This window comes from Streptomyces sp. NPDC090127 (genome assembly GCF_044746945.1).
Taxonomy (GTDB): Bacteria; Actinomycetota; Actinomycetes; order Streptomycetales; family Streptomycetaceae; genus Streptomyces.
On the sequence record NZ_JBIVDE010000003.1, the window covers coordinates 836,782 to 853,178 of the forward strand.

The 16,397-nt window shown below is 73.6% G+C and carries 16 protein-coding genes; 13 read left to right on the forward strand and 3 right to left on the reverse strand.

Translation table 11 applies throughout. The features are described 5' to 3' along the window. The first annotated feature begins 154 nt into the window (after positions 1-154). Genes ACIPPS_RS14615 through ACIPPS_RS14625 form a run of 3 tightly spaced genes read left to right on the forward strand, consistent with a single transcriptional unit; the run spans position 155 to position 2,987 of the window. Positions 155-910, forward strand: coding sequence for a (Fe-S)-binding protein (locus ACIPPS_RS14615; RefSeq protein WP_401430937.1), 756 nt, complete (start codon positions 155-157; stop codon positions 908-910). After that, positions 907-2,340, forward strand: a complete 1,434-nt coding sequence (locus ACIPPS_RS14620; protein ID WP_401430939.1) for a LutB/LldF family L-lactate oxidation iron-sulfur protein — start codon at positions 907-909, stop codon at positions 2,338-2,340. Before ACIPPS_RS14615 ends, ACIPPS_RS14620 begins: the two co-directional genes overlap by 4 nt. Then, complete coding sequence (locus ACIPPS_RS14625) at positions 2,337-2,987, forward strand: lactate utilization protein C (protein WP_401430941.1); 651 nt, start codon at positions 2,337-2,339, stop codon at positions 2,985-2,987. The genes ACIPPS_RS14620 and ACIPPS_RS14625 overlap by 4 nt, the downstream gene beginning before the upstream one ends. Positions 2,988-3,024: 37 nt before the next feature. On the opposite strand, the gene ACIPPS_RS14630 is transcribed toward ACIPPS_RS14625, so the two are convergent. Further along, the gene (locus tag ACIPPS_RS14630; protein WP_401430943.1) at positions 3,025-3,321 is read right to left on the reverse strand and encodes a hypothetical protein; all 297 of its coding nucleotides are present in this window, start codon (positions 3,319-3,321) and stop codon (positions 3,025-3,027) included. 389 nt (positions 3,322-3,710) lie between these two features. Here ACIPPS_RS14630 and ACIPPS_RS14635 point away from each other — a divergent pair, with 389 nt between their 5' ends. From ACIPPS_RS14635 to ACIPPS_RS14660, 6 genes are all read left to right on the forward strand, one after another. Continuing rightward, a complete protein-coding gene (locus ACIPPS_RS14635; protein ID WP_401430945.1) occupies positions 3,711-4,478 on the forward strand; it encodes a GntR family transcriptional regulator in 768 nt (255 codons plus the stop codon). A gap of 39 nt (positions 4,479-4,517) precedes the next feature. Continuing rightward, a complete protein-coding gene (locus ACIPPS_RS14640; RefSeq protein WP_361729001.1) occupies positions 4,518-4,745 on the forward strand; it encodes a ferredoxin family protein in 228 nt (75 codons plus the stop codon). Between the two features lie 14 nt (positions 4,746-4,759). Further along, positions 4,760-6,118 (forward strand): ABC transporter substrate-binding protein, encoded by a 1,359-nt coding sequence (locus ACIPPS_RS14645; RefSeq protein ID WP_401430948.1) that lies wholly within the window; start codon positions 4,760-4,762, stop codon positions 6,116-6,118. Next, the gene (locus ACIPPS_RS14650; RefSeq protein ID WP_401430950.1) at positions 6,115-7,026 is read left to right on the forward strand and encodes an ABC transporter permease; all 912 of its coding nucleotides are present in this window, start codon (positions 6,115-6,117) and stop codon (positions 7,024-7,026) included. The genes ACIPPS_RS14645 and ACIPPS_RS14650 overlap by 4 nt, the downstream gene beginning before the upstream one ends. Further along, positions 7,023-7,817, forward strand: a complete 795-nt coding sequence (locus ACIPPS_RS14655) for an ABC transporter ATP-binding protein (RefSeq protein ID WP_401430952.1) — start codon at positions 7,023-7,025, stop codon at positions 7,815-7,817. The genes ACIPPS_RS14650 and ACIPPS_RS14655 overlap by 4 nt, the downstream gene beginning before the upstream one ends. Positions 7,818-7,940: 123 nt before the next feature. Further along, positions 7,941-10,682: a fumarate reductase/succinate dehydrogenase flavoprotein subunit gene (locus ACIPPS_RS14660; protein WP_401431434.1), complete on the forward strand. Its 2,742-nt coding sequence runs from the start codon at positions 7,941-7,943 to the stop codon at positions 10,680-10,682. A gap of 39 nt (positions 10,683-10,721) precedes the next feature. Here the strand turns inward: ACIPPS_RS14660 and ACIPPS_RS14665 are convergent, their stop codons facing one another. Both ACIPPS_RS14665 and ACIPPS_RS14670 read right to left on the reverse strand, forming a co-directional pair. After that, entirely contained in the window at positions 10,722-11,468 is a 747-nt protein-coding gene (locus ACIPPS_RS14665; protein ID WP_401430954.1) for a class E sortase, read from the reverse strand. A 50-nt stretch (positions 11,469-11,518) separates the two neighbouring features. Next, positions 11,519-12,235: a hypothetical protein gene (locus ACIPPS_RS14670; protein WP_401431435.1), complete on the reverse strand. Its 717-nt coding sequence runs from the start codon at positions 12,233-12,235 to the stop codon at positions 11,519-11,521. Between the two features lie 242 nt (positions 12,236-12,477). Here ACIPPS_RS14670 and ACIPPS_RS14675 point away from each other — a divergent pair, with 242 nt between their 5' ends. The 4 genes from ACIPPS_RS14675 (at position 12,478) to ACIPPS_RS14690 (ending at position 16,347) form a co-directional block, all read left to right on the forward strand. Next, a complete protein-coding gene (locus ACIPPS_RS14675; protein WP_401430956.1) occupies positions 12,478-13,521 on the forward strand; it encodes an iron-containing redox enzyme family protein in 1,044 nt (347 codons plus the stop codon). A gap of 35 nt (positions 13,522-13,556) precedes the next feature. Next, the gene (locus ACIPPS_RS14680; protein ID WP_401430958.1) at positions 13,557-14,243 is read left to right on the forward strand and encodes a 2OG-Fe dioxygenase family protein; all 687 of its coding nucleotides are present in this window, start codon (positions 13,557-13,559) and stop codon (positions 14,241-14,243) included. 74 nt (positions 14,244-14,317) lie between these two features. Then, entirely contained in the window at positions 14,318-15,244 is a 927-nt protein-coding gene (dapF, locus tag ACIPPS_RS14685; RefSeq protein WP_401430960.1) for a diaminopimelate epimerase, read from the forward strand. Beyond that, entirely contained in the window at positions 15,241-16,347 is a 1,107-nt protein-coding gene (locus ACIPPS_RS14690; protein ID WP_401430962.1) for a pyridoxal phosphate-dependent aminotransferase, read from the forward strand. Before dapF ends, ACIPPS_RS14690 begins: the two co-directional genes overlap by 4 nt. Positions 16,348-16,397: the final 50 nt, after the last annotated feature.

Consider the following 16,397-nt stretch of genomic DNA (forward strand, 5'->3'; position numbering starts at 1 on the left):
CGAACGGGTGCCGGGTCGAACGCGGAAGTGGGAGCGGAGCGGCCGCCCGCCCCGGACGACCGGGGTGGGGCGGCGGCGGGTGCGCGAGCGGGGCACGAAGGGCTACGTTCCGGGGAATGGATCAACGAAGTCGACGTGACGTGAGGGAGCCGTGATGCGTGTCGCTCTTTTCCTGACCTGTGTCAACGACACGCTGTATCCAGACACGGGCCGGGCCGTCGTGCGGCTGCTCACCCGGCTGGGCGTCGACGTCGACTTCCCGCCGGGCCAGACCTGCTGCGGGCAGCCGCAGTACAACACCGGCTACCGCCACCAGGCGGAGCCGCTCGCCCGGCGCTTCGCCGAGGTCTTCGGCGGCTACGACGCGATCGTCACCCCTTCCGGTTCGTGCGGGGCCATGGTGCGCGAGCTGTACCCGCGCATGGGTGAGCGGGCCCGGGCGGAGGGTCGCGGCGACGGGCTCGCCGCGACCGTCGCGCCGCTCGCGCCGAAGACGTACGAGCTGACGGAGTTCCTGGTCGACGTCCTCGGCGTGACCGACGTCGGCGCGTACTACCCGCACAAGGTCACCTACCACCCCACCTGCCACGGTCTGCGGGGCCTCGGCCTCGCGGACCGCCCGCACCGGCTCCTGCGGGCGGTCCGGGGGCTGGAGTTGGTGGACCTGCCGGGTGCGCAGGAGTGCTGCGGCTTCGGCGGCACCTTCGCGGTCAAGAACCCCGACGTGTCCGCCGCCATGGGCGCCGACAAGGTCCGCAGCGCGGTGTCGACCGGCGCGGACGTGCTGTGCGCCGCCGACAACTCGTGTCTGATGCACCTCGGCGGCACGATGAGCCGGCTCGCCGTCGGTGTCCGGCCCGTCCACATCGCCGAGATCCTGGCGAGCACCGAAGAGGAGCCCGCGGCATGAGCGGCACGTTCCTGGGCATGCCCGCCTTCCCGGAGGCCGCGCACGAGGCCGTACGGAACCCGGTGCTGCGGGCCAACCTCCGGCACGCCACCCACACCATCCGCGACAAGCGGGCCAAGGCCGTCGCGGAACTGGACGACTGGGCGGAGCTGCGCGAGGCGGGCAAGCAGATCAAGGACCACACCCTGCGCCATCTCGACCACTACCTGGTGCAGTTGGAGGAGGGGGTGGTACGGGCGGGGGGCACGGTCCACTGGGCGGCGGACGCCGCCGAGGCCAACCGGATCGTCATCGACCTCGTGAAGGCCACCGGTGAGACCGAGGTCGTCAAGGTCAAGTCGATGGCCACGCAGGAGATCGGCCTCAACGAGGCCCTCGAAGCCGAAGGCATCGCCGCCTACGAGACCGACCTCGCCGAGCTGATCGTCCAACTCGGCAAGGACCGGCCCTCCCACATCCTCGTCCCGGCCATCCACCGCAACCGGGGCGAGATCCGGGACATCTTCCGCGCCGAGATGGGGCATTGGGGCCGCCCGGCGCCCGACGACCTCACCGACACCCCCGCCGACCTGGCCGAGGCGGCCCGGCTCCATCTCCGCGAGAAGTTCCTGCGGGCCAAGGTCGGCGTCTCGGGCGCCAACTTCATGGTCGCCGAGACGGGCACGCTGGTCGTGGTGGAGTCCGAGGGCAACGGCCGGATGTGTCTGACCCTGCCGGAGACCCTGATCTCCGTCGTCGGCATCGAGAAGACCATCCCCACCTGGCAGGACCTGGAGGTCTTCCTCCAGACCCTGCCCCGCTCCTCGACCGCGGAGCGGATGAACCCGTACACCTCGATGTGGACCGGCACGGCCGACGGGGACGGGCCGAAAACCTTCCACCTCGTCCTGCTCGACAACGGCCGCACCGACACCCTCGCCGACGAGGTCGGCCGCCAGGCCCTGCGCTGCATCCGCTGCTCCGCCTGTCTGAACGTCTGCCCGGTCTACGAGCGGGCCGGCGGTCACGCCTACGGCTCCGTCTACCCGGGCCCCATCGGCGCGATCCTCACGCCCCAACTCCGGGGCACCAGCAGCGAGATCGACGCCTCGCTGCCGTACGCCTCCTCCCTCTGCGGGGCCTGCTACGACGTGTGCCCGGTCGCCATCGACATCCCCGAGGTCCTCGTCCACCTCCGCGAGAAGGTCGCGGAGCAACCGGGCCACTCCGTGGAGAGGGCGGCGCTCAAGGCCGCCGCCTGGGCCTTCGACCATCCCCGCGCGTACGAGGCAGGACAGCGACTCGCCTCCCTCACCCGGCGCCTGCACCCCTCCCGCCTGCCGGGTCCGGGGCGGGCGTGGACCGACAGTCGTGATCTGCCGGAGGTCCCGGCGGAGTCCTTCCGCACCTGGTGGAAGCGCGAGCACGAGGGAACGGAGGGCTCCGCGTGAGCAGCAGGGACCTCGTGCTGGGCCGGATCCGTCGGGCCCTGTCCGACGTGGCGAAGGCCGAAACCCCTGACGGGCAGGCCGTCGCCCGCACCTATCTGCGGGAGCACGGGGAGCCGGACACGCACCGGATCGTCGACCTCCTCGCCGAGAACCTGGCGGACTACCGGGCGGTCGTCCACCGCTGCCGTCCGGACGAGCTGCCGGCGTTGATCGCCCGGCTTCTCTCCGACACCGGCGCACGTCACGTCCTGGCTCCCGCGGGGCTGCCCCGCGCGGTCCTGAGCCGTACGGACGCCACCGTCGTGGACGAGCGCCCCGGCCTCACCCCGTACGACCTCGACGCCGTCGACAGTGTCGTGACCGGGTGCGCGGTCGCCGTCGCCGAGACCGGCACCGTCGTGCTCGACGCGGGCCCGGACCAGGGCGGCCGTCGCCTCACCCTCGTGCCCGATCACCACATCTGCCTGGTCCGCGTGCCCGACCAGGTCGTCGCCTCGGTCCCCCAGGCCCTCGAACGGCTCGTCCCCACCCGCCCTCTGACCTGGGTCTCCGGCCCCTCCGCCACCAGTGACATCGAGCTCGACCGGGTCGAGGGCGTCCACGGCCCCCGCCGGCTCGACGTCGTCCTGCTCTCGGGCGTGGCCTGAGCGTCGTCCCGCCGGGCGGTCTGCCCGGCGGGACCCGTCACTCCCCCGCTGCCGCCGCCAGCCGCTTGTGGGAGACCGGCACGCGCTCGGTCGGCCCGTGGACGAGGGTGAACGGGATGGAGAGGCTGTCGCACATCCGCTTCGCGCGGGCGACCGCGCTCATGGTCGCGGCGGAGGGCGGGCCCCCCGGCACGTCCAGCACCACGGCCTGCGGCCGGTGCGCGTCGACCAGGGCCTGGATGAGAAGGGCGGCCGCGGCCCGGTTCGTGACGTCGAGGCCCTGATGCAGCGTGACGCGGAGCGTGCCGACGTCGATGTGGTGGGTGAGAAGCATGCGACCTCCAGACGGAACCTCGGGTGTGCCCTGGCAGTCCAGCGGATGAACGAAGGGCAAAAAGGCAGGTTCCCGGCATTTACCCCGGGAAAACCCAGGTCAGCCGCCGATCCTGCGGCTGGCCCCGCGCGAAGCCCCCGGACCGGCGCCCGCCCCGGCCCGGTCGGGCACCGGACGGCGGCTCTCCGCGCAGCTTCCCCGCCCGAGGCCGCCGTCAAGGGTGGGTGTGTCGCATCGTGGGCAGGGGGTGTCCAGCTGGTGGTCGCCCGGGTGGCGGATCTTTCCGGGGTGCCCGGGAAACCGCAGGTCACAGCGGCGCTCTCGGGGCTTCAGGTGGCGCAATACCGCCGCAACACCAACCCCGGGCCGACGCCGGTACGTTCCTCGACATGCCAGCCGAACCCACTCCCGCCTCCCTTCCTGTCGCCGCCGCGCGGCGTCGGCGGCTCCGCGCGGACCGGGCCCGGCAACTCGCCGACCTGCTGCGCCATCAGATCCTGACGGGCGGCTTTCCCAGCGGCGTCCTCCCGCTGGAGGACGCCATCGCCGCCGACCACCGCACCAGCCGGAACACCGTCCGGCAGGCCCTGGACCTGCTGCGCGGCGAGCAGCTCGTCGAGCGGCAGCCGGGGGTCGGCACGGTCGTCGTCTGCGAGAAGTACCCGCACGCCCTGGACCGGCTCCAGGGCCTGGCGGAGACCCTGCACGAGCACGGCCGGGTCACCAACGAGGTCCGGACGGTGGGCCCGGTCGCCGCGTCCGGACCGGTGGCCCACCGGCTGCGCCTGCCCGAGCACACGGACGTGCTCTGCATCGAGCGGCTGCGCCGGCTGAACGGACTGCCGCTCTCCCTCGACCTGTCGTACCTGCCCATGGACATCGGTGCCGAACTCCTCGGCTGCGACCTGGAGAACACGGATGTCTTCCGGCTCCTGGAGACCCTGACCGGCCGCCCGCTCGGGCACGCCGAGATCACCCTCGAAGCCGTCAACGCCGACGCGCACTCCGCCGCCGTGCTCCAGGCCCCGCGCGGGGCCGCCGTGCTGATGCTGGAGCGACTGACCTGTCTGCCCGACGGGCGCCCCGTCGACCTGGAGTTCATCCGGTTCCGGGGCGACCGGATCACCATGAGCGGCGTGCTGCACCGCTCCCTCTGACCCTCCCCGCCCCTTCGCCCTTCCCTCCTGGAGACAGCCATGCCTGTGGTGCCGCACCGCGCCGACGTGCCCGTGACCATCGACGAGTCCCTCTGCATCGACGGCTGCACGCTCTGCGTCGACATGTGCCCGCTCGACTCGCTCGCGATCCGCGAGGACAACGGCAAGGCGTACATGCACGTCGACGAGTGCTGGTACTGCGGCCCCTGCGCGGCCCGCTGCCCCACCGGCGCGGTCACCGTCAACATGCCCTACCTGCTCCGGTGAAAGGTCCGACTCCCATGCGCGGCACGCGCTTCGTCCCGCTCCTCTCCCTCGCGCTGCTGGCGTCGCCGGCCACCGCCTGCGGCGGCGCGGCGGACGCCGACGGCCCGGCCGGCGCACGCACCGTCACGGTGACCGTCGGCTACCAGTCCAAGACCATCAACACCGTCACCGCCGGCACCCTGCTGCGCTCGCTCGGCTACTTCGAGGAGGAGCTGGCCGCGCGCGGCCGGAAGGACGGCGTTCACTACGAGGTCGTCTGGCAGGACTACGCGACCGGCGCCCCGATCACCGCCCAGATGACCGCCGGAAAGATCGACATCGGCTCGATGGGCGACTTCCCGCTCCTCATCAACGCCGCGCGCGGCCGGCAGCTGCGGCAGCCGACGCGGCTGGTCTCCGTGACCGGCTACAACCTGCGCGGCGGCCTCAACACCGTGGTGACCGCCCCCGGTTCACCCGTGCGGTCGCTGGCCGACCTGCGTGGAAAGAAGGTGTCCACGAGCGTCGGCTCGGCCGCCGACGGGACCCTGGTCCGCGCCCTCCGGCGCGCGGGCGTCGACCCGGAGAAGGACATCCGGAAGCTGAACCAGCAGCCCAGCGTCGGCGCGTCCGCCCTGTCCGCCGGAAGCGTCGACGCGCTGTCCCAGTTCGTCGCCTGGCCGGGCCTGCTGGCCTTCGAGGGCCGGGCGAACGCGCTGTACGACGGGGCGGAGCTGAACCTGCCGACCTTCCACGGGGTGACCGTCCGGGAGAAGTTCGCCACGGAGCGGGCGGGGGTCCTCGACGACTTCCTCACCGCGCAGCGGCGGGCCACCGACCATCTGCGCAGCCGTCCGGTCGCCGCCGCCGAGTCGGTCGCCGAGGAGACCGGGCTGCCGGCCGAGGTGGTCTACCTCTACAACGGCGCCCACGGCATCGCCACGTTCGACCCGGAGCTGCGCCCGGAGCTGGTCGACGCGCTGAAGAAGGACGTGCCGCTGCTGAAGGCGGCGAAGCTGGTCGGCGACGTCGACGTGGACGCCTTCGTCGACCGGGCGCCGCTGGCGCGGACGACCGCGAAGAACGCTCCGTACCCGAAGGCGGCCGCGGCCCGCCCCGAACTGTGGCTGAAGGGCCAGAGTTCCACGCGTACCTTCGACAGCCCGAGGGAGCTGCTGAAGGCGGTCAGCGGCGCGGGCGCGGGCGTCCGGGCCGCGTACGTGCCGGACGCGGTGACCGGCACGTCCTGGTTCGCCGACAAGGCGGTCTGGGTCGCCGACGGCGCCGATCTGCGCGCCTTCGTGACCCCGGCCGGTGCGCGGGCGTACGTCGACGGGCACGCCGCGTCCCGGGTGGTCGACTACGCGACCGCCCTGCGGCTGGCGGCGTCATGAGCGGGGTCGGCCGCCGGCTGCTGCGGGCCGGTTCGCTCGTGGCGGCCCTGGGGCTCTGGCAGTTGCTGACCACGCTGGACGTCACTGTCTGGCTGCGGTTCGAGCAGTTCCCCACGGTCGACGAGGTGGCCTCCGCGTTCGCCGACCGGGTCGGCACCGACGCGTACGTGCAGGACCTGGGCCACAGCCTGCGCCGGATCGTGGTCGGCTTCCTGCTGGCCTCGGTCCTGGGGGTGGCGGTCGGGACCCTGGTCGCCCGCTCCCGCCGGGCCGCCGACCTGCTGGGCCCGCTCCTCGAAGTGGCGCGCCCGATTCCGGCCATCGCCCTGGTCCCGGTCGCCATCCTGCTGCTGCCCACCAACGAACAGGGCATCGTGTTCATCACCTTCACCGCGGCCTTCTTCCCGGTGCTGGTCTCGACCCGGCACGCGGTGCGGGCCCTCTCTCCCGTGTGGGAGGAGGCCGTGCTCACGATGGGCGGCGGCCGGCTGCGGGTGCTGTTCGCGGTGGTGCTGCCCGGCGCCCTGCCAGGGGTCTTCGGCGGGCTCTCGGTGGGTGTCGGCGTCTCGTGGATCTGTGTGATCTCGGCGGAGATGATCTCCGGCGAGTACGGGGTCGGCTACCGCACCTGGCAGGACTACACGGTCGTCGACTATCCGGGAGTCTTCGTCGGCATGGCCACCATCGGGGCCCTGGGCTGGCTGACCTCCACCGCCGTGGAACTCCTCGGCCGCCGGGTGACCGCCTGGCTGCCCCGGCCGGCCGCGCGTCGCCCCGTGGCCCGCCCGCACGGCCGGCGAGTGCTCCGCCCGCGCGGCCGACCCGTGCTCCGTCGCGGCGCCCCCGGCCCGAGTCCCACCCCCGTCCCCGCCCCCGTCACCCCTCTCGACAAGGAGCCGGTGCCATGACCAGCGCGTCCACGTCCGACACCCGCGCCTCCGACCCCACGCGCGCCTCCGACCCGACCCGCGCCTCCGCCTCCGGTGCCGAACTGGCCCTCCAGGGCGTACGGCTGGGGCACGCGGACGGTGCGCCCGTGTTCACCACCGCCGAACTGCGGGTGCGGCCCGGCGAGTGGCTGACCGTGGTCGGCCCGTCCGGGTGCGGCAAGTCCACCCTGCTGCGCACCCTCGCCGGACTCCTGCCGCCCCTGGCCGGGCGGGTGACCCACGACGGCCGGCCCGTCGACGGCCCGGGCGCCGACCGGGCGCTGGTCTTCCAGGACGACGCCCTGCTGCCCTGGCGGACCGTCCGCGCCAACGTGGAACTGCCGCTGGCGATCCGCCGGGTCCCCCGCGCCGAACGGCGCCGGGCCGCCACCGACTGGCTGGACCGGGTCGGCCTCGCCGACCACGCGCACAAGCTGCCGCGCCAGCTCTCCGGCGGCCAGCGCCAGCGCGTCCAGCTGGCCCGGGCGCTGGCCGGAAGGCCCCGGGCGGTCCTCCTGGACGAGCCCTTCGGCGCGCTCGACGCCCACACCCGCGCCGGGATGCAGGACCTCCTCGTGGAGATCCTGCGCGGCGCGGGAGCCACCGTCGTCTTCGTCACGCACGACGTGGACGAGGCCCTGCACCTGGGCGACCGTGTCGCCCTCCTCCCCTCCGGCCAGGTTCTCGACGTACCGCACCCGCGCCGTCGGGACGCCCGTCAGGCGCCCGAGACGGCGGCGCTGCGCCGCCGCGTCCTCGCATCCCTCTGATCCGGTCCCTGATCCGGTCCCTCCGATCCGCCCGCAGATCCCGAAAGGCATCCCGTGGAGACTCCCCCGGCCGCCGACCCCGTCGCCCCCGCCCCCGTCGCCCCCGCCCTCGCCGTCCCCGACATCGCCGACGCGACCGAGCTGACCTGCGACGTCCTCGTCATCGGCGGTGGCACCGCCGGCACGATGGCCGCGCTGACGGCCGCCGGGCGCGGCGCGAACGTCCTCCTCCTGGAGAAGGCGCACGTCCGGCACTCCGGCGCCCTCGCCATGGGCATGGACGGGGTCAACAACGCGGTCGTCCCGGGGCGGGCCGAACCCGACGACTACGTCGCCGAGATCACCCGCGCCAACGACGGCATCGTCGACCAGTCGACGGTCCGGCAGACCGCGACCCGCGGCTTCGCGATGGTCCAGCGACTGGAGTCGTACGGGGTGAAGTTCGAGAAGGACGAGCACGGCGAGTACGCGGTCCGCCAGGTGCACCGCTCCGGCTCGTACGTGCTGCCGATGCCGGAGGGCAAGGACGTCAAGAAGGTCCTCTACCGGCAGTTGCGGCGGCGGGAGATGCGGGAGCGGATCCGGATCGAGAACCGGATCATGCCGGTGCGCGTCCTCACGCACCCCGACGACGGGCGGGCGATCGGCGCGGTCGGGTTCCACACCCGTACGGGCGCGTTCGTCACGGTCCGGGCCGGTGCGGTGATCCTCGCGACGGGCGCCTGCGGCCGACTCGGACTGCCCGCCTCCGGCTATCTCTACGGGACGTACGAGAACCCCACCAACGCGGGCGACGGCTACGCCATGGCGTACCACGCGGGTGCCGCGCTGACCGGCATCGAGTGCTTCCAGGTCAACCCGCTGATCAAGGACTACAACGGGCCCGCCTGCGCGTACGTGGCGAACCCGTTCGGCGGGTACCAGGTGAACCGGCACGGGGAGCGGTTCGTGGAGTCGGACTACTGGTCGGGCCAGATGATGGCCGAGTTCGCCGCCGAACTCGCCTCGGACCGGGGTCCGGTGTACCTGAAGCTCAGCCATCTGCCGGAGGAGACCATCAGCGCCGTCGAGTCGATCCTGCACACGACGGAGCGGCCCACCCGCGGCACCTTCCACCAGGGCCGGGGCCACGACTACCGCACCCACGACATCGAGATGCACATCTCGGAGATCGGCCTGTGCGGCGGGCACTCCGCCTCGGGGGTACGGGTCGACGCGCACGCCCGCACCACCGTGCCCCGCCTCTACGCGGCCGGTGACCTCGCGTGCGTGCCGCACAACTACATGATCGGGGCGTTCGTCTTCGGCGACCTGGCGGGCGAGGACGCGTCCCGGTACCGGGCGTACGAGGGGGAGTTGCCGCGCGAACAGCTCGTCGCCGCCCACGAGCTGGTCTACCGTCCGCTGCGCAACCCCGACGGACCGCCGCAGCCGCAGGTGGAGTACAAGCTGCGCCGGTTCGTGAACGACTACGTGGCGCCGCCGAAGACCGGGGCGAAGCTGTCCCTCGCGGTGGAGGCGTTCACACGGATGTCGGCGGAGATCGAGGGCCTTGGGGCGCGCACCGCGCACGAGTTGATGCGATGCGCGGAGGTGTCCTTCATCCGGGACTGCGCCGAGATGGCGGCCCGCGCCTCGCTGGCGCGGACCGAGTCCCGCTGGGGCCTCTACCACGAGCGTCTCGACCACCCGGAGCGGGACGACACGGGCTGGCTGCACCACGTCGACCTGCGCAAGTCCCCCTCCGGGGCGATGGAGTTCACCGCACGCCCGATCGAGCCGTACGTGGTCCCGGTGCCGGAGTTCACCCCGGAGCCCGGCCCGGAGCGGTGGCTCGGTGAGGTCGAGCTGGTCCCGACGGCCACGGCCGGCCGCCGTGACGTCCCGCCTGCGGCGGCCTCGTCGGGCGTCCTGGACGCCTCGGGACAGGCGTCCGCCGAGGACGCGTCCTCCGCACCGGACCCGGTCTCGACCGCCGCGTCGGGCGGGACGAACCCCGCGCTCCTCCGGCTGCTCGTGCTCACCGAGGAGACGCCCGACCTGGCCGCGCTCCGGCCGTACCTCGCCGACGCCGACCCGGCCGTGCGGGTGGCCGCCGTCGTGGCGCTCGGGGAGACCGTGCCGGCCGGTGCCGGGCCCGCGCTCGCCGAGCGGCTGCGGGACGCGGCGCCGCAGGTCCGGCACGCCGCCGCGGCAGCCCTGCGGGAGCTGGTCGAGGTGCTGCCCGCCGAAGCCGCGTGGGGTGAGGGGCTCCGCGCGGCCCTGCGCGTGGACGACCCGGTGGTCCGTGCCGCCGCGCTCGACGTCCTGCGCGCCCGGCGGCTCGGCGACGCGTCGGTGTACGCCGCCGCGCTCACCGACGCCGACACCGACGTCCGTATCCACGCCGTCCGCGCCCTCGTCTCGGTGGACGCCGTCGCGGAGCTCGGCGCGGCCGCCGCCGACCCCGCCCGGGAGGTCCGGGTCGCCGTCGCCCGCGGCCTGGCCGCCGTCCGCACCCCCGCGCCGGAGCCCCTGCTCCCGCTGCTCGACGACGCGGACCCGCTGGTCAAGGGCGCCGCTCTGGCCGGCCTCGCTGTCACCGGCTGCCCGCCCGCGTACGCCGAGGCGGCCGTGGTCGCCCTCTCCGCCCCCGCCTGGCAGGTGCGGGCCGGTGCCGCGACCGCTCTCCGCGCGGCCCCGGCCGGGCGGGCCGTCCCCGCGCTCGCCGAGGCCCTGGCCGACGCGAACGCGGACGTCCGCAAGGCGGCCGTCCTCGCGCTGCACCCCCACCGTGCCGACCCGGTCGCCCGCGCCGCCCTCGCGACGGCCACGACCGACCCCGACGCCGACGTCCGCGCACACGCGGCGCGGACGCTCGCCTGACCTGTCGCGATCCGCTCGGATCCGTCCTGACCCGCCGCCCTAGGCGGGCCGCTGCGAGGTCAGGACACCGACCTTGTCGATGCGGTGCTCGGGGTTGTTGTTGGCGTCCCGCCAGTAGTTGCCCGCCGCGTCGTCCTCGGGGGTCGCGCAGGTGGAGAGCGTGATCATGGCCCGAGTGGGCTTCTCGCCCGGCTCACCGGGCACCGCGGCCCGCTGCTCGGCGAGCGAGCGGTCCGAGCGGAAGGACGTCGTCCGGGTCTCGACGATCGTGTACGTGTAGACGGTGCCCGCGGCCTCCACGTGCACCAGGTCGCCCTTGTCGACCGCGGGCAGGTCGCGCAGCGCCCCGCCGGCCGAGAGCCGGTGGGCGGTCACCAGATAGTTGCCTATCTCCCCCGGTCCGACGCCTCCGCGCGGCCCGTGGGGGCTGGCCGCCACGCCACGGTCCTGGATCACGGTCCCCGCCCGGTCGTCGGTGGTGCCCGGGTACGGCACGACGTCCAGCCCGTCGACGCCGATCGACGGTATGGACAGTTCGCCGGCGACGGGCTGCCGCGGCGCCGGTGGCGGTGGCTCCGACGTCGTCGGAGCGGGCGCGGCAGGGGCCGCGCTGGCGACGGAGGCCGGTCTGTCGTCGCTGGCGGTGGCCGCGCCCGTACAGCCGCAGAGCGCGGCGACGAGCGCGACGACGGCCACGACCGAGGCAACGGCGACGGCCGGGACGCGGTGCGCGCCCCGGACTCCCGACGGACCCCGACGAAGGGTCCCACCACCCTGGGCACCCATGACCCCAGGATGGCCCCATCCCCGCGGGCCTGCACCCGGGCGGGGGACGGTCAGCCGACCCGGTCGCCGGTCGCCACCCGGTGCGCCTCCAGGCCGGGGGCGGCCAGCAGCTCGTCGATCAGCTCCCGCGAGCCGCCCACGTACGTGCTCACCAGGTCGACGTCTCCGCCGACGCACCAGGACCGGTCCTGCGGCCACCACAGATCGGGAAGTTCGGCGAACGGTTCCTCGCGCTCGGCGGACGTCACGTCCGCCAGCGGTCCCGAGAGCAGGATCTCGTCCCGTTCCGGGGTCGGGAAGGTCGGGATCCCGGGCCACTCCCGGCGGCCGTAGCCGTGCCACAGGCCGAACCAGCACCGCTCGGGGGTGCCGGTGTGCCGGGCCAGTACGGGAATCAGGACGCGCGCCACGTCGCCGGGCGTGGGGCCTTCGGCCGGGTGCTCGTCCCACACGCCGGGCAGGCCGTACTCCTCGGCGTTCTGGTAGAACCGGTCGGCGCCGATCACCTCGTGCCAGTCGGTCAGCGCGCCGACCCGCCGGCCGTGGGCGGCGGCGACGCTCTCCCAGCGCACCGGGCGCTCGTCGAGGCTCGCCGGGTGCAGGACGCGCGCGTACGCCGCGAAGCCGGGCGCGGCGACCCCGCTCACGGTGCCGAACGCGCCGTACCCGGGCCGGCGTTCGGTCAGCCACCGGGCCGGGGCGAGGTCGTCCCGCTCGACCCGCAGGAGCCCGTACCCGAGGGGCACCTCCGCCGCCTCTCCGGTCATGTCGGTCACTCCGGCCACCTCCGTCACGGTCCGTCAGGGCCACGTCAGCGTAACCGCGGGGAGTGCCGGGGGACGTACAGAGCACGTACACAGGACGTCCAGCGCGCCCCTTGCAGAATGGCATCGCCCGCCGCCCCAGCGGCCGCCGCGAGGCACGACCTTCGCCGCGGCGGCGGTGCGCGGACCACGTACGGACCACGTGTCGAGAATCTGATTCGTCCAGTGAATCCAAGGGGAAACACATGCCAGAAGTCGGCGGCTCCAAGGGTCTGACTGTCTCCGGTGACCCGTTCCTGTCCACGGTGGACAGGGTGTGCGCATGGCTCGGTTCCGCGCCTGAGAAGGTCGACGCCCTGTCGGGCGGCGAGCGGAGCCGCGTCCTGGGCGAGGTGGCCGACATCAACGCCGCCGCTGCCGGGGGCGACGGCGGCGCCCTGTACGCGCAACAGTATCTGCTCGACAGGATCTACCAGTTGTACACGAAGATCCCCCGGCAGCAGAGCGCCGAGGGGTCCGTCGTCGTCTACGAGATAGCCCGGCTCCTGGAGACCGCCACGGCGGCCGCGCAGGACCGGCTGATCGAGCCCGGGCTGCTCGAAGAGGCGCCCACGGAGCCGCGGGAGTACCTGTCCTGGCTCAAGAACACGGCGCGTGGCCACCGGGTGTACAAGCACCCGTACTACCACGACTTCATCCGCAACGACGCCACCGAGAGCGACCTGCGGAACTACGTGATGCAGGAGTCGGTCGTGGACGGCCGCTTCGACGACCTGCTCGCCATGATGCAGGTCGGCACGGCCGGCGCCGCGAAGATGGAGATCGCCGCCAACTTCTGGGACGAGATGGGCAACGGCACTCCGGACCAGGTCCACACCCACCTCTTCAACAAGATCTACGAGGTCTTCGAGATCTCGGAGGACGAGCTCGCCCGCTCGCTCACCGCCACCTCGCTGCTCAACGGCAACCTCGCGGTCATGCTGTGCCGCCACCGCACCCTGTACCCGGAGGCGGTGGGCTTCCTGGGCATGACCGAGTGGATGGCACCGGACCGGTTCGTGCAGGTCGTGCACGCCTGGGAGCGGCTGGGGCTGCCGGAGGTCGGGATCGTGTACCACAAGCTGCACATCACCATCGACTCCCAGCACGCCCAGGGCTGGTTCCACAACGTGGTGCTGCCGGCCGCCGAATCGGCGGACATGCGGCGCGCCATCGCCCGGGGGATCCTCTGGCGGCTCAATTCCTCGGCCGCCTACCTGGACGAGCGCATGCCGTCCGTCGCCGCCTGACGTCCGACGCCCCACCACCCTCTGGAGGAGAGACCATGCCCCTCGGCAGCGAACGGTTCACCATCATCGACCTGCCGGAAGTCTCGGCCGACATCCTGCCCAGCTACGACGACTGCCCGGTCGACGAGTACATGGGCAACGGCACCCGCTTCAAGCGGTTCTCGCAGTACCGGCTCCGCCCGGAGGGCGAGGACGGCTGGTCGTTCGAGCGGCTGGCGCACCGGGACTACACCACGTACAAGAAGTTCAACTCCGTCGGCGGCGGCATCCGCCGGGTCTACGAGCCGATCAAGGTGGACTTCACACCGCTGATCGAGCACGGCGTCCGCGAGTTCGGCCTCGACCGGGCCGAGGACTGGCAGATCAACGTGCACCAGAACCGGACCCGGGCGGACGGCGGCCAGCCGGGCCCGCTCACCCCCGAGGGCGTGCACCACGACGGGCACGAGTTCGTGATGATCGCGGTCCTGAACAAGGTGAACGTCGGCGGTGGCCAGACCCGGCTGTGGAACCCGGGGGCGGACGGGCCCTTCTGGACCGGGACGCTGGAGCCCGGACAGGCGGTCCTGCTGGACGACCGGGCGCTGGCCCACGACGTCACGGACGTGCTCTCCGCCGACGGCGGACCGGGCCACCGGGACATCGTCATCGTCGCCTTCTCCCGGTGGGCGGAGAAGTGGTACGGCGAGGAGCACGACGCCGCCGCGCTCTCCGAGCAGTAACCGGGGGCGCCGCCCCGGGGTGGGGCACCTCGCCTCGGGGCGGCGCCGCGCCCAGCAGCCAAGGGAGATCATCCGTGATCGACTTCTACAAGTACCAGGCAGCAGGCAACGACTACTTGGTGATCGACCCCCGCCACACCGACTTCCCCGTCACCCGGGAGGCGGTCCGGCTGATCTGCGACCGGCACCTGGGGGTGGGCGCCGACGGTGTCCTCCACGGGCCGCTGGAGCCGCCGCGACCCGGCGTCCCGGTCGTGCTCGACCTGTACAACTCCGACGGTTCCGACTGCGGCAGGAGCGGCAACGGGCTGCGGATGTTCGCACTCCATCTCGCCGGGCAGGAGCCCGGCGCCTGGGCCGACGGGCGGGAGTTCACGCTCCGTACGGCGGCCGGCGACAGCCCCGTGCGGGTGCTCGACGCCGCCGAGGGCCGGGTGGAGGTCGGTATGGGGCGCCCCAGCTTCGACGCCGCCGACCTGCCGCTGCTCCGGGAGGACGGCACGGCCCCGTACGACGGCCGGGCGGTGCGCGTGCCGCTCGCGGTGGACGGCGAGAGGCTCACCGTCACCTGCGTCCACAACGGCAATCCGCACACGGTGGTGCCGGTGGACGAGCCGTCCGAGGAGCTGGCGCGCCGGCTCGGTCCGAGGATCGCCGGGCACCCCCGGTTCCCGGACCGCACCAACGTGCAGTTCCTGCGCATGGTGAGCCGGTCGGTGATGGAGCTGGAGGTCTTCGAGCGCGGCGCCGGCTATGTGACCGCGTCCGGCGCGAGCGCCTGCGCCGCGGTCTCCGCCGCCCGCGAACTGGGGCTGTGCGACAGCCGGGTGGAGGTCAGGATGCCCGGCGGCGAGGCACGGGTCACCGTCGGCGAGGACGGCCGGGTCACCATGACCGGCGACGCCGAGCAGGTGGCCGCAGGATCCTTCGCGCCCGCCCTGCGCGCACGGCTCGGCCGGCCGGCGCCGGCGACGGCCGGGGCTGCGGGGACCGTACGATGACCGTCTCCTCGCCGCGCTCGCGCGACTACCCGATCCAGCGCTGGGTGTTCGAGGACGCCGCCGGGCGCTTCGACATCGACCTGGGCGACAGCAACATGCTCCCCGGGCGCCTCGACGCCCTCGCGGTGCCGCCGGGGCTGGAACTGGACTACGGACACGACCGGGGCCTCGGCGCGCTGCGCGAGGCGGTGGCCGGCCTCTACGGCGGTGCGGCCGACTCGGTCCTGATCACCCAGGGCGCCCAGCAGGCGCTGTACCTGGTGTACGCGGCGCTCCTGGCGCCCGGCTCGCGGGTGATCGCCTTCCGGCCGGGCTGGCAGCAGTCCTGGGACGTGCCCCCCGAGCTGGGGTCCACGGTCGACCTCGTGGGTTTCCGGCCGGACCTCAGCTTCGACGTCGAGGCCGCGGCGGCGGTGGCCGGGCCGGACGTGCGACTGATCGTCGCCAACAGCCCGTGCAACCCGACCGGTCGGCGCATCGCGGAGAAGGACCTGCGGGCCCTGGCCGGACTGGCGGAGCGCACGGGGGCCCATCTGCTCCTGGACGAGGAGTACGCGCTCGACCTCTCGTCCTCCGCCGCCGTCGGCTCCGACCGGGTGATCTCCGTGTCGAGTCTGTCGAAGGTGTACGGCTTCCCCGGGCTGCGGGTGGGCTGGCTCTACGGTCCACCCGACGTCGTGGAGGCCTGCGCCCGGCGCAAGTTCCTGTCCACCATCTCCAACTCGGTGCTGTGCGAGACGCTGGCCTGCGACGTCCTGGCGCACCGCACGGACCATCTGCGCTCCTACCACGAGCTCACCGGCCGAGGCCTCGACCTCGTCCGGGACTTCGCCCGCCGCAACGCGGACGCGGTGACCCTCGTGGAGCCGGAGGGCACCCCGTTCGCCTGGCTCTGGCTCACCACCGGGGAGGAGCCGCTGACGATGTGCCGCCGCGCGCTCGACCTGGGCGTGCTGCTGATGCCCGGCGAGACCCTCGGAGCCAGTGACGGCTTCCGGATCTGCTTCGCCCGCTCGCCGGAGGCCGTGGCGGAGGGACTGAGCCGCGTGGAGCGCGTGCTCAGACCGCCCTCTCCCCCGGCCGGCTCCGCCCCGGCCCGCTGACCTGCCGGGGCCCGGCCCCCCACCACCGGGGGCCGCCGCCCCGGCCCGTC

Excerpts from the sequence above, each read along its gene's own strand:
- ACIPPS_RS14615 (WP_401430937.1), top strand. The coding sequence starts at position 155 with ATGCGTGTCGCTCTTTTCCTGACCTGTGTCAACGACACGCTGTATCCA.
- ACIPPS_RS14620 (WP_401430939.1), top strand. The coding sequence starts at position 907 with ATGAGCGGCACGTTCCTGGGCATGCCCGCCTTCCCGGAGGCCGCGCAC.
- ACIPPS_RS14630 (WP_401430943.1), bottom strand. The coding sequence starts at position 3,321 with ATGCTTCTCACCCACCACATCGACGTCGGCACGCTCCGCGTCACGCTG.
- ACIPPS_RS14635 (WP_401430945.1), top strand. The coding sequence starts at position 3,711 with ATGCCAGCCGAACCCACTCCCGCCTCCCTTCCTGTCGCCGCCGCGCGG.
- ACIPPS_RS14640 (WP_361729001.1), top strand. The coding sequence starts at position 4,518 with ATGCCTGTGGTGCCGCACCGCGCCGACGTGCCCGTGACCATCGACGAG.
- ACIPPS_RS14645 (WP_401430948.1), top strand. The coding sequence starts at position 4,760 with ATGCGCGGCACGCGCTTCGTCCCGCTCCTCTCCCTCGCGCTGCTGGCG.
- ACIPPS_RS14650 (WP_401430950.1), top strand. The coding sequence starts at position 6,115 with ATGAGCGGGGTCGGCCGCCGGCTGCTGCGGGCCGGTTCGCTCGTGGCG.
- ACIPPS_RS14655 (WP_401430952.1), top strand. The coding sequence starts at position 7,023 with ATGACCAGCGCGTCCACGTCCGACACCCGCGCCTCCGACCCCACGCGC.
- ACIPPS_RS14665 (WP_401430954.1), bottom strand. The coding sequence starts at position 11,468 with ATGGGTGCCCAGGGTGGTGGGACCCTTCGTCGGGGTCCGTCGGGAGTC.
- ACIPPS_RS14670 (WP_401431435.1), bottom strand. The coding sequence starts at position 12,235 with ATGACCGGAGAGGCGGCGGAGGTGCCCCTCGGGTACGGGCTCCTGCGG.
- ACIPPS_RS14675 (WP_401430956.1), top strand. The coding sequence starts at position 12,478 with ATGCCAGAAGTCGGCGGCTCCAAGGGTCTGACTGTCTCCGGTGACCCG.
- ACIPPS_RS14680 (WP_401430958.1), top strand. The coding sequence starts at position 13,557 with ATGCCCCTCGGCAGCGAACGGTTCACCATCATCGACCTGCCGGAAGTC.
- ACIPPS_RS14690 (WP_401430962.1), top strand. The coding sequence starts at position 15,241 with ATGACCGTCTCCTCGCCGCGCTCGCGCGACTACCCGATCCAGCGCTGG.